Genomic DNA, 11,639 nt, shown 5'->3' with positions numbered 1-11,639 from the left:
GAAAACCCGAAAGTATACGGCCGGGGTAACAGCCGCGGCAAAACCGTGCGCCTGTGCCGAACAGGGTAGGGCTGCTAGAATCGCCGCCGGTTCATACAAGCGAGACCCTCCATGCAGGACCCCTACAGCGAGCGCATGAGCGCCAGCGAAACTCGCGCAGCCTCCGGGCTGGCGCTGGTGTTCGCTTTCCGCATGCTCGGCATGTTCATGGTTTTGCCCGTGCTGGCGACCTACGGTATGGATCTGGACGGCGCAACGCCGACCCTGATCGGATTGGCCATCGGTGCCTATGGTTTGACCCAGGCGCTGCTGCAAATTCCCTTCGGTATTCTGTCCGACCGCATCGGGCGCTTGCCGATCATCTATTTCGGGCTGGCGATCTTCGCCGCCGGCGCGGTGCTGGCGGCGATGTCCGACAGCATCTGGGGTGTAATCGCAGGACGGGTGCTGCAGGGCGCCGGTGCGATCTCCGCCGCGGTGATGGCCTTGCTCTCCGACCTAACCCGCGAGCAGCATCGAACCAAGGCGATGGCGCTGATCGGGGTGAGCATCGGCCTGTCCTTTGCAGTGGCGATGATCATCGGGCCCTTGCTGACGCGCGCCTTCGGCCTTTCCGGGTTGTTCTGGGTGACGGCGGCGATGGCGGTGCTCGGTGGCGTAATCGTGACGGTGCTGCCCAAGGCCCAGGTGCATGTCCGCCATCGCGAATCCGGCGTTGCCAAGCAGGCGCTGGGTATGACGCTGCGTCATCCGGATCTGTTGCGCCTGGATTTCAGCATCCTGGCATTACACGCGATCCTCATGGCGAGTTTCGTCGCGCTGCCGCTGGCGCTGGTGGAGCAGGGGGCACTGCCCAAGGACGAGCACTGGTGGGTCTACCTCACCGCGTTGTTGATCGGCTTCTTCGGCATGGTCCCGTTCATCATCTATGGCGAGAAGAAGCGCCAGATGCGCCGCGTGTTGCTCGGTGCCGTCTCTGCGCTGCTGTTGTGCGAGCTGTTCTTCTGGTGGTTTGGCAATGGCCTGTGGATGCTGGTGATAGGCATGGTCGCCTTCTTCGTGGCCTTCAATCTGCTTGAAGCCTCGCTGCCATCCTTGATCAGCAAGGTAGCGCCGGCCGGCGGCAAGGGCACCGCCATGGGGGTCTATTCCACCAGTCAGTTCCTCGGTGCCGGGCTGGGCGGCGTCCTGGGCGGCATGCTCTATCAGCAGGGCGGGCTGGCCCTGGTGTTCGCTGGCTGCGCGGCACTCTGCGCACTGTGGTTCGTGATCGCCTTCAGCATGCGCGAGCCTCCCTATGTCACCAGCCTGCGCCTGCCACTTTCGGCCGGCGCGCTGAGCAACACCCGGCTCGAGGCCGACCTGCTGCACGTGCCTGGCGTGAGCGATGTGCTGATCGTGCTTGACGAGGCGGCGGCCTATGTGAAGGTCGATACGCTGTATCTGGATAGGGACGCACTCGACCGCCTGGTCGCCTGAACGCTGGCGCAGAGGACGCCGCAGTGCATGCCGGGGCGCAACTTGAGGGCGCGTCGGTTGGTTGTCAGGGGTGGCTGAGGTAAGATTCGCGGTCATCGGGTTTTTGGAGGCAGGATCGCCTCTGGTGCCCATTTAAATCATATGTTCCAAGAGGAGTTACCCATGGCCAGAGGGGTGAACAAAGTCATCTTGATCGGCAATGTCGGCGGCGACCCGGAAACCCGCTACATGCCCAATGGCAATGCGGTGACCAACATCACGCTGGCAACCACCGACAGCTGGAAAGACAAGCAGACCGGTCAGCTGCAAGAGCGCACCGAGTGGCACCGTGTAGTGCTGTTCGGCAAGGTCGCGGAGATCGCCGGCGAGTACCTGCGCAAGGGGTCGCAGTGCTACATCGAAGGTCGCCTGCAGACGCGCGAGTGGGAGAAGGATGGCGTCAAGCGCTATACCACCGAGATCGTCGTTGACATGAACGGCACCATGCAGCTGCTCGGCGGCCGTGGCGGTAGCTCCGATGACGCACCACGCCAGCCGCGTCCGCAGCGCGAGCCGCAGCAGGCCCCGCGTCAGCAGGCTCAGCCGCAGCAGCCTGCTGCCCGGCAGCAGCCCGCGCCGGACTATGACAGCTTCGACGACGACATCCCCTTCTGAGTCCTTCCTGAATGCGAATGCGCCTGATGCTGTTGGGCGGCGGCAATGCCCTGGGTCAGGCGCTCATCCGCCTCGGCGCCGAGGAAGATATCGGCTTTCTCGCGCCGCGCCCGCCCGCCCAGGGCTGGGATGCCGCCAGTCTTACCCAGTTGCTCGACGACAACCGTCCGGATGTCGTCATCAACCTCGCCTACTACTACGACTGGTTCCAGAGCGGGCAGCCCAACGAACCGGCGCTCGCGGCTCAGGAGCGCGCTGTGGAGCGGCTTGCCGAGCTGTGCCAGCACCACGATTTCGTTCTCCTGCAGCCTTCGAGCTACCGCGTGTTCGATGGTGCGCGCACCACTGCCTACAGCGAAAAGGATGAAGTCGCGCCGCTGGATGCCCGGGGGCAGGCGCTCTGGCGCATCGAGCAGAGCGTGCGGGCGCTGTGCCCGCGTCATGTGCTGTTGCGTTTCGGCTGGCTGCTCGACGACAGTCGTGACGGTGTGTTGGGGCGTGTCTTGCAACGGCTGGAGCAGAGCGAGGCGATACTGCTGGCGGACGATCGCCGTGGCAATCCGACGCCGGTGGACGACGCGGCCCGGGTGATCCTCGCAGTGCTCAAACAGCTCGATTGCCAGGCGCCGTTGTGGGGAACCTACCATTACGGCGGTCACGAAGCTTCGACGCCGCTGCTGGTCGCGCAGGCGCTGCTGGGTGAGGCCGCCAGGTATCGCGATGTGACGACTGCCAAGCTGACGCCGGTCGCTCACGCCGACTGTTCCGATGCCGCGGCTGAGCCGCAGCACGGTGTGTTGGCCTGCAAGAAGATATTCACCACCTTCGGCATCAAGCCGCGTGCCTGGCGCACCGGCCTGCCGAGCCTGCTGGAGCGTTATTACCGCCATGGCTGATGCCCCGATCCTGATCACAGGTGGCGCCGGCTTCATCGGCTCCAATCTGGTCGATGCCCTGCTGGCGCGCGGCTATGCCGTCCGCGTGCTGGATAACCTTTCCACCGGCAAACGCGAGAACCTGCAACAGCATGAGCGGCTCGAACTCATCGTCGGCGACGTGGCCGACGTCGACTGTGTTCGTCGCGCGGTACAGGGCTGCCGGGCCGTCGTGCATTTGGCCGCTGTCGCGTCGGTACAGGCGTCGGTGGATGATCCGGTCGGCACCCACCAGAGCAATCTGATAGGCACCTTGAATCTTTGCGAGGCGATGCGAGAGGCGGGTGTGAAGCGCGTGCTTTTCGCCTCGAGCGCGGCGGTCTATGGCAACAATGGCGAAGGCCAGGCCATCGATGAAGATACCGCGAAGGCGCCGCTGACCCCTTACGCTGCAGATAAGCTGGCCAGCGAGCATTACCTGGATTTCTATCGGCGCCAGCATGCTCTGGAGCCGGTGGTGTTCCGCTTCTTCAATGTCTACGGCCCACGGCAGGATCCGTCGTCGCCCTATTCCGGTGTGATCAGCATCTTTACCGAGCGGGCGCAGAAGGGGCTGCCGATTGCGGTTTTCGGCGATGGGGAGCAGACGCGGGACTTCATCTATGTAGGGGATCTGGTCGAGGTGCTGGTGCAGGCACTTGAAGCTCAGGATGCGCCAAAAGGGGCGGTGAACGTGGGGCTCAACAAGGCGACGTCGTTGAACCAGCTGCTCGACGCCATTGGCGATGTGCTGGGCGGTCTGCCCGAGGTGAGCTACCAGGCGGCGCGCTCGGGAGACATTCGTCATTCACGGGCGAACAATGCGCGACTGGTTCAGCGCTACCGCGTGCCGGAACCGCCGACCAGCATGCGCCAAGGGCTGGCCCGTTTATTGGGCAAGTAAGCGAAACCGGAAAAGACAAAAGGCGCCCATGGCGCCTTTTGTCTCTGCGATTCGGTTGGACCGATGCGTCAGAACTTGTAGCCGAGGCCGACCATGTAGACCATCGGATCCACGTCTACGTCTACCTTTGTCTTGGTGACGCCAAGTGCCGTCGGGCCTTTAACAGTAGCTTCGGTATCGATATCGATGTAGCGAACCTGAGCGTTAATCATAAGTTTGTCGGTCAGCATGTAGTCAGCGCCAACCTGGAAAGCCAGTCCCCAAGAGTCATCGACATCAAGACTGCTAAAGCCTTGTGCTTTGCGTTCGCTGCTTAGATCTTCTTGGAAAAAAGTGGTGTAGTTGATACCCACGCCAACATATGGCTGAAAAGCAGCCTTATTGTCCAACGGGTAGTAAACGACGCTAAGAGTCGGTGGCAGGTGCTTCAGATCGCCCAATTTCCCGTCGAGACCTGGAATGCCTACAGCATTGCTCACGCCTTTTACTCCTACCTCATGGCTGAACGGAGTTGCGGCGAGCAGTTCGATACCGACCTTGTCCGTCACCATGTAAGCGAAGTTCAAACCCAATTGGGTATCGCTGTTCAAGGTAGCGCTAGTGCCGCCAGCACTGGCTCCGTCAAACTTCAGATTGCCGCTATCCTCACGCGGATCAACGGTAACCGCACCAGCGCGAACGATGATGTCCCCGGCCTCGAAAGCCTGGGCGAGGGGTGCGATCAGCGCCAGGGCCAGCGCGGAAGCAGTGAACAGGGTCTTGCGCATGATGATGCTCCGTTTGTTGGAATGCGATTGGCCGCCATGTTAGGGAGCAGGCGCCGGGGCTTTTTGATCCAGCTCAATGAAAGCCGCGTCGCCAGCTGCGACGTAATGCCCGGGTTGCTTTGCGTCAATTGCTGGATGATAATGTTTCTCTTTTGAGTTAACGACCGTCTGCAAGGACCCCTCCATGCCTTCCTTCATCACCCGCCTGTTGGCGGTTGCCGTGCTGCCGTGCTGCTTGCACCTGTATGCGGGGTCGCTCTCCGCGGCTCCGCTCGACGCTGCGCTCGAAGAGAGCGAGCGCCTGTCTGCCGAAGCCAAGGCTTCGCAAGCGCGGATCAACCAGCTTGACGATGCCACGCGCGAGGCGCTCAACGAGTACCGCAGCGCTTTGCAGCAGGCTGAGGCATTGAAAGGTTATAACAGTCAGTTGCGCGACTTGGTGGCTGCACAGCGCGAGGAACTCGAGGGCTTTCAGCGCCAGCTGGACAGCATCGAGCGCACCCAGGAAGCGGTGACGCCGCAGATGAGTCGCATGGTCGAGGTGCTTGGCGAATTCATTGCCGCCGACCTGCCGTTCCTGCCCGAGGAGCGCGCCGATCGTCTGGCCGGTCTGCAGGATCTGCTGCCGCGCGCCGATGTCAGCCTGGCGGAGAAGTACCGGCGCATCCTCGAGGCCTATCAGATCGAAAGCGACTACGGTCGCACGCTGGAAGCCTGGCGCGGCGAACTGCCGGGCAACGGTGATTCGCGTAGCGTCGAGTTCCTCCGCCTGGGGCGGGTGATGCTCTATTACCAGACCCTCGATGCCCACGAGAGCGGCTGGTGGAACCCGCAGACGCGCAGCTGGGAAGTGCTCGATGGCAGCGCCCGACGGCCGCTGACCCAGGCTATCGCCATTGCCCGCCAGCAGCAGGCGCCCGCCTATCTGCAACTGCCCGTGAAGACCCTGGCCGAGGAGGCCGCGCAATGAGCCGTCTGTTTTCCCTGTTCCTTGTCGCGCTGCTGCCGCTCACCTCGCATGCGGCGGAGCCGCTCAGCCCTGACCAGTTGCTCGAACGCATCCGCAGCGACCGCGCGGCCGAGGTTAGTGCCATGCAGGCTCGCGAGCAGGCCTTCGTGCGTGACCGTGGCGAGCAGCAGCAACTGCTTTCCCGTGCCCGTGCCGCACTGGCCGAGCAGAAGGCCGAGGCCGAGCGACTGAAGGCCGATTTCGACCGCCAGGAAGCGGAGCTGGCCGAGCAGGAAAGGCTCTTGGCCCAGCGCGTCGGTCATCTCGGTGAGCTGTTCGGCGTGGTGCGGCAGAGCGCCGGTGATATCGCCGGTCAGTGGCAGGACAGCCTGCTCAATGCCCAATATCCCGAGCGCCTCGAGCAGCTGCGCAGCCTGGCCGAAAGTCGCGCGCTGCCATCGGCCGACGATCTCGATGCGTTCTGGATGACCTTGCTCGAAGACCTGGCGGCCAGCGGCCGCGTCGAGCGCGTGCAGCTGCCGGTGGTGGGCACCGATGGTGCGCGTAGCGAGCAGCCGGTACTGCGCGTCGGCAGCTTCTCGGCTTTCACCAGCGACGCCTTCCTGCGCTATGACGCCGATGCCGGGGAGCTGTTGGTGCCGCCGCGTCAGCCGTCCGGCAAGGGCCTGATCGAGGATTACCTGAAAAGCTCCGATGCCCTGGCCACGCTGCCGGTCGATCCGAGCCGCGGCACCCTGCTGGCGCAGTTGCAGCGCCAGCCGGACCTGTGGGATCGCGTCAAGCAGGGTGGTCTGGTCGGTGGCGTGATCCTGGTGCTCGGCGCCATTGGCCTGCTGCTGGCGATCTGGCGCATGGTCTATCTCGGCGGCATTGGCCGCAAGGTTGGAAGCCAGATGCGCGAGCTCAATCATCCGCGCGACGACAACCCGCTCGGCCGCATCATCGGCGTACTGGGGCCCAAGCCGCAGCTGTCGGACCTGGAGACGCTGGAGCTCAAGCTGGACGAAGCCATCCTGCAGGAAACCCCGCCGCTGGAGCGCGGCCAACCGCTGCTCAAGCTGCTCGCCGCCGTGGCGCCGCTGCTAGGCCTGCTGGGTACCGTGACCGGCATGATCATCACCTTCCAGGCCATCACCCAGAGTGGTGGCGGCGATTCGCGGCTGATGGCCGACGGCATTTCCCAGGCGCTGGTGACCACGGTGCTGGGCCTGGTGGTGGCGATCCCGCTGCTGTTCCTGCACAGCCTGTTGGCCAGCCGCAGCAAGGCGCTGATCCAGCTGCTGGAGCAGCAGAGTGCGGGGCTGATCGCGCTGCATCTGTCCGGAGCACCACGCCGTGACTGATCTGCGCGCTCACTGGCTGAGTGTCGTCGACAGCGGTCACGCGCTGCTCGACTTCATGACCGCGGGTGGGGTGGTGATGTGGGCATTGGCCGGCCTCTGCGTGCTGTATTGGACGCTGGTGTTCGAGCGCCTGTGGTTCATGCGTCGGGTCTTCCCGCATTGGGTAGAGTCGCGCCGGCAGGCCTGGGCGCAGCTGGCCGATGAACCCGGCAGCTGGCAGCGCGCCGTGCGCCTGGCCTGGCTGGCGCAGGCACAGCAGCAGCTGTCCGGCCCGCTGCGGTTGAGCAAGACGCTGGTTGCGATGTATCCGCTGCTCGGCCTGCTCGGCACGGTCAGCGGCATGATCGCGGTTTTCGATGTGCTGGCGCTCAGCGGCACCGGCAACCCTCGCGGCATGGCTGCGGGCGTCTGGCAGGCGACCCTGCCGACCATGGCCGGCATGGTGCTGGCCATCACGGGATTGTTCAGTCTGGCGCGCCTCGAGCGAATCGCGCGCCAGTCTCTCGACCGGCTGGCCGACCAGCTGCGTCACGATTGAGGATTAGCGGGATGCGTATGCGTCGTCACCATTACCAGCAGGAAGAAGACACCGGCATCGATCTCACGCCGATGCTCGACGTGGTCTTCATCATGCTGATCTTCTTCATCGTCACCAGCTCCTTCATCAAGGAGTCGGGTGTCGAGGTCCAGCGCCCGCAGGCCGATACCGCGAGCACGCAGGACAAGGGCAACATCCTTATCGCCGTCACCGCCGATGGCCAGGTCTGGATCGACAAGCAGGCGGTGGACGTGCGCAGCGTTCGCGCCCATGTCGAGCGGCTGCGGGTGGATCAGCCGGAGGGCGCGGTGGTCGTCCAGGCCGACCAGGATGCTCGCACCGGGCTCGTGGTACAGGTGATGGACCAGGCGCGCCAGGCCGGCGTGCAGGACGTGGCGCTGGCTGCCAGCACGGGGTCGCGCTGATGCAACCGCGGCTGGTCCGTTTCAGTCTGGCCTTCGTCGCCGCCTGCGTCGTGGCGCTGCTGCTGTTCGCCCTGATGCTGAGCATGGTCAATCCACCGCGCAGCAAGATTCAGGAAGACCCGCTGGCCATCGCCAATTTCGTGCGTATGGATGGACGCAATGAAGACAGCGCCACGCGCACTCGCCAGCAGGCGCCGCAACCACCGCAGCCGAAAACGCCGCAACCACCGACGCCACCGACACCGAACATGGCCACGCCAGATGCCAACCTGCCGAAGCTCGACCTCGATCTGCCGAGCATCGATGCGGGCATTTCGGTCGCGACCGCGCCGGCGCCCAGCCTGTCCGGCCTGACCGCTGCACAGAGCGCGCCCGCGGCCGCTCCGGCACCGGCTAGCGCGGCGGTTGAGGCGGCTGGCAAGCCGGGTGGCCGTGAGCAGGAAGTCATGCCGCTCAACGACGTGCGCCCGGAATATCCCTATCGCGCCCGGCAGCAGGGCATCGAGGGCCATATCAAGCTTGCCTTCACCATCAATCCCCAGGGGCGGGTGGAGAACATCCGCGTACTGGAGGCGTCACCACGCAACGTGTTCGATCGCGAGGCCCGGCGTGCCGCGGCCCGCTGGCGTTTCGCCCCGCGCACCGAGAACGGCGCGCCGGTATCCCGAGAAGCCGTTAAAACCCTGCACTTCCGCCTGCAAGGAGAACGCTGAAATGCTTCGTCTGCTGCTTGTGCTGACCCTTTCCCTCGCTGCTTCGGTTCAGGCTGCCCAGGCCATCGACCCGGCCGTGTTCATGGCGCTCGAGCGAGCGCAGACCGCGCAGAGCAAGGGCGACTATGCGGCTGCACGCAAGGCGCTGGAGGGCGCGAGCGCCAAGCCGGGGAGCAACGAAGAGGCTTTGCTCTGGCGCAGCCGAGGCTATCTGGCCTGGGCCGAAGGCAACAACCGGCAGGCGCTGGAGTGGCTGGACAAGGCCGTGGCCAGCGGCAAGCTGGACGAGCAACTGCTGGCCGGCGAGCGCCTCAACCTGGCACGCCTGAACCTGGTCGAGGGGCGCTATGCCAAGGTCGTCAGCCTGCTGGGCTCGGCCAATCAGGCCGACGAGGAGATCCTGCAGATGCTCGTGCAGGCCTATCAGGGCCTCGGTCAGCATGCCAAGGCCCTGCCGCTGGCCGAGCGTTACGTGCAGGCTAATCCGAAAGCCGGCGACACCTGGCTGCAGTTCCTGGTCGCCGGCAATGCCGAACTCAAACGCTATCAGGCCGCCGAACGCTGGCAACAGAAACTCTTGCTGCGCCATCCCGATCAGGTCAAGGCCTGGCGGCAACTCGCCGGCCTTCAGCAGCTGGCCGGTGCCGAGGATCGCGCGCTGGCTACCCTACGGGCGGCGCACACCAAGGGGCTGCGCTTCACTGAGGCCGAGCTGGACAACCTGGTCGCGCTGGCCAGCGCCGCCGGCCAGCCCTGGCAGGGCGCCAAGCTGTTGGAAGGCATGCTTGCCTCGCGCTTGCTGCCGAGCAATGCGCAACGTCAGGAACGCATGGGCATGCTCTGGTGGCAGGCACGTGAGCGTACCGAAGCCGCCAAGATCTATCGGCAGTTGGCGACCCAAACCGGCAGCGCCAAGTTCTGGATGAATGTCGCACAGCTCGAACTGGAACAGGCCCGCTGGCAGGCCGGTCTCGAAGCGCTGAAACAGGCGGAGCGAGCCGGAGCGGAGCGTCGCCGGGTGCGCGAATGGCGGGAGTGGGCTGAAGACGAGCTCAGCTTCGAGCGCGAACGGCAGGTCGCCAGCGTCCGCTGATTGGCGTGGCGACCACGGCGATCGCTATCGCCGTCGTCCTGCGCCTGCTGGTCACTGCAACTCGTAGGGATAGATCTTCTGCGCCTGCATGCGGTAGCCGGCCTCTGCTAGCTCGCTGCTGGCATGCTCGACGCGCATGGGCCCCTCGATCCAGAACGGCTCGTACAGCGCTTCTACCCGCACGCCCAGTTCGCTGGTGGCATGCACGATCTGGTTGGACGGTGGTGGCGGCACATGGATGCAGGCGCCGAAATAGGGCACCAGCAGGAACTCAATGACGCGCCCTTCGTCGGTCATGTCCAGCGGCACGATATAGCCTGGCAACTTCACCATCTGCCCATCGAGCGCTTCGACCACTGGTGCGGCCGGCGACTGCTGTGCCGCAGCCGGGCCGGCCTCGGCGGCGAGCGGATCGGCGAGCTGGGACATGTCATGTATCGCCAGCGGCGGTGGCGGCGGAGGGGCTCCTTCCGGAATCAGCTCCGACCATTGCAGCAGACGGACTTCAGCCGCGTGCAGGGGCAGCGCGCAGGCCAGGAGCAGGGCGAACAGCAGGCGTGGCATGGGCTTCCTCATAGTCGGATCGACAGGCCATCGGCCAGCGATTGGCGATAGGCCCGCCAGGCCGGCACGCTGCCCATCAGCAGCGCGGCCAGCAGGATAGCGCCAAGCAGGCTCCACTCATAGGCGCTCGGCCAGGCCAGCGGCAGATACAGGCCGTACAGGCTCTGCAGCGGCGCCTGTGCGATGGCGATCCCTGCATACAACAGGGCCAGCCCCAGCAGCGTGCCCGCCAGCGCCAGACCGAAGGCCTCGATGATCAACAGTGCGGCGATATGCCAGGGGCGGGCGCCCACCGAGCGCAGGATCGCCATCTCCCGGCGACGTTCGTTGAGGCTGGTGAGGATCGCCGTCAGCATACCGATCAACCCGGTCAGCACGACGAACAGCGAGACCACGAACAGCGCCTTCTCGGCCGTGCCCATCAGGCTCCAGAGCTCCTGCAAGGCGACACCCGGCAGGATCGCCAGCAGCGGCTCGCCACGGTACTGGTTGATTTCCCGCTGCAGGGTGAAGGTGGCGATCTTGCTGTTCAATCCGAGCAGGAACGCCGTAATCTGCTGCGGTTGCAGGTCGAGCGCGCGCGCCTGATCCGCATCGATACGCGCCGCGCCGCGGGCCGGCACGCCGTTCTGCCAGTCGATGTGCAGCGCTTCCATGCCGGCCAGGCTGATGTGCAGGGTGCGGTCGACCGGCGTGCCGGTGCGCTGCAAGACACCAACCACGCGGAACGGCTTGTCATCGTGCTGCACCAGGCTGACCCGGGCGACGCCATGGGCCAGCACGATACTGTCGTCGAGCCGGTAGCCCAGCGCGCTGGCCACTTCGGCGCCCAGTACCACCTCGAACGGGTCGCTTTCGAAGGCGCGGCCTTCGGCCAGCTGCAGCGGCTGCTTGCGGCCGTAGCGGTAATGCTTGAAGTAAGCGCCGCTGGTGCCCATCACCCGATAACCGCGATGGGAGTCGCCGAGGGAAATCGGGATCGCCCAGTCGACACGCGGGTGTTCGGCGAAGTGCTGGTAGCTGTCCCAGCGGATGTTGTTCGTCGCATTTCCGATGCGAAACACCGAATAGAGCAGCAGATTCACCGAGCCGGAGCGGGCGCCGACTACCAGATCGGTGCCGCTGATGGTGCTGGCGAAGCTGGCGCGGGTTTCATTGCGCACCCGTTCGACGGCAAGCAGCAGGCACACCGACAGTGCAATGGCGAAGACGGTCAGCAGGGCGGTGAAGCGGCGATTGTTCAGGCTCGCCAGGGCCAGGCGCAGAAGATACATC

General features: G+C 64.9%; 13 protein-coding genes. 10 read left to right on the top strand and 3 right to left on the bottom strand.

Annotated elements, in window-relative coordinates:
• Positions 1-111: 111 nt before the first annotated feature.
• From NAO55_RS16375 to NAO55_RS16360, 4 genes are all read left to right on the top strand, one after another.
• Positions 112-1,479, top strand: coding sequence for an MFS transporter (locus NAO55_RS16375; RefSeq protein ID WP_102840423.1), 1,368 nt, complete (start codon positions 112-114; stop codon positions 1,477-1,479).
• 162 nt (positions 1,480-1,641) lie between these two features.
• Positions 1,642-2,133, top strand: coding sequence for a single-stranded DNA-binding protein (locus NAO55_RS16370; protein WP_003281797.1), 492 nt, complete (start codon positions 1,642-1,644; stop codon positions 2,131-2,133).
• An 11-nt stretch (positions 2,134-2,144) separates the two neighbouring features.
• Complete coding sequence (locus tag NAO55_RS16365) at positions 2,145-3,029, top strand: sugar nucleotide-binding protein (protein ID WP_102840424.1); 885 nt, start codon at positions 2,145-2,147, stop codon at positions 3,027-3,029.
• Complete coding sequence (locus NAO55_RS16360; RefSeq protein ID WP_102840425.1) at positions 3,022-3,951, top strand: NAD-dependent epimerase/dehydratase family protein; 930 nt, start codon at positions 3,022-3,024, stop codon at positions 3,949-3,951. The genes NAO55_RS16365 and NAO55_RS16360 overlap by 8 nt, the downstream gene beginning before the upstream one ends.
• A 68-nt stretch (positions 3,952-4,019) precedes the next feature.
• Here the strand turns inward: NAO55_RS16360 and NAO55_RS16355 are convergent, their stop codons facing one another.
• Positions 4,020-4,718: an OmpW/AlkL family protein gene (locus NAO55_RS16355; RefSeq protein WP_102840426.1), complete on the bottom strand. Its 699-nt coding sequence runs from the start codon at positions 4,716-4,718 to the stop codon at positions 4,020-4,022.
• A gap of 184 nt (positions 4,719-4,902) precedes the next feature.
• Here NAO55_RS16355 and NAO55_RS16350 point away from each other — a divergent pair, with 184 nt between their 5' ends.
• Genes NAO55_RS16350 through NAO55_RS16325 form a run of 6 tightly spaced genes read left to right on the top strand, consistent with a single transcriptional unit; the run spans position 4,903 to position 9,800 of the window.
• The gene (locus NAO55_RS16350; RefSeq protein ID WP_102840427.1) at positions 4,903-5,688 is read left to right on the top strand and encodes a DUF3450 domain-containing protein; all 786 of its coding nucleotides are present in this window, start codon (positions 4,903-4,905) and stop codon (positions 5,686-5,688) included.
• Positions 5,685-7,031, top strand: a complete 1,347-nt coding sequence (locus NAO55_RS16345) for a MotA/TolQ/ExbB proton channel family protein (RefSeq protein WP_102840428.1) — start codon at positions 5,685-5,687, stop codon at positions 7,029-7,031. The genes NAO55_RS16350 and NAO55_RS16345 overlap by 4 nt, the downstream gene beginning before the upstream one ends.
• Complete coding sequence (locus NAO55_RS16340; protein ID WP_011912010.1) at positions 7,024-7,569, top strand: MotA/TolQ/ExbB proton channel family protein; 546 nt, start codon at positions 7,024-7,026, stop codon at positions 7,567-7,569. The genes NAO55_RS16345 and NAO55_RS16340 overlap by 8 nt, the downstream gene beginning before the upstream one ends.
• An 11-nt stretch (positions 7,570-7,580) precedes the next feature.
• The gene (locus tag NAO55_RS16335) at positions 7,581-7,994 is read left to right on the top strand and encodes an ExbD/TolR family protein (protein ID WP_102840429.1); all 414 of its coding nucleotides are present in this window, start codon (positions 7,581-7,583) and stop codon (positions 7,992-7,994) included.
• Entirely contained in the window at positions 7,994-8,707 is a 714-nt protein-coding gene (locus NAO55_RS16330) for an energy transducer TonB (RefSeq protein WP_102840430.1), read from the top strand. The genes NAO55_RS16335 and NAO55_RS16330 overlap by 1 nt, the downstream gene beginning before the upstream one ends.
• A 1-nt stretch (position 8,708) precedes the next feature.
• A complete protein-coding gene (locus NAO55_RS16325) occupies positions 8,709-9,800 on the top strand; it encodes a tetratricopeptide repeat protein (RefSeq protein ID WP_102840431.1) in 1,092 nt (363 codons plus the stop codon).
• A 51-nt stretch (positions 9,801-9,851) separates the two neighbouring features.
• Here the strand turns inward: NAO55_RS16325 and NAO55_RS16320 are convergent, their stop codons facing one another.
• Both NAO55_RS16320 and NAO55_RS16315 read right to left on the bottom strand, forming a co-directional pair.
• On the bottom strand, positions 9,852-10,364 hold the full coding sequence (locus tag NAO55_RS16320) for a DUF3299 domain-containing protein (RefSeq protein WP_102840432.1): 513 nt from the start codon (positions 10,362-10,364) through the stop codon (positions 9,852-9,854).
• 8 nt (positions 10,365-10,372) lie between these two features.
• Entirely contained in the window at positions 10,373-11,638 is a 1,266-nt protein-coding gene (locus NAO55_RS16315) for an ABC transporter permease (RefSeq protein ID WP_102840433.1), read from the bottom strand.
• Position 11,639: the final 1 nt, after the last annotated feature.

It is taken from the genome of Stutzerimonas frequens (assembly GCF_024448335.1).
GTDB classification, from domain to species: Bacteria; Pseudomonadota; Gammaproteobacteria; order Pseudomonadales; family Pseudomonadaceae; genus Stutzerimonas; species Stutzerimonas frequens.
This window is presented reverse-complemented; position numbering and strand designations above follow the sequence as displayed.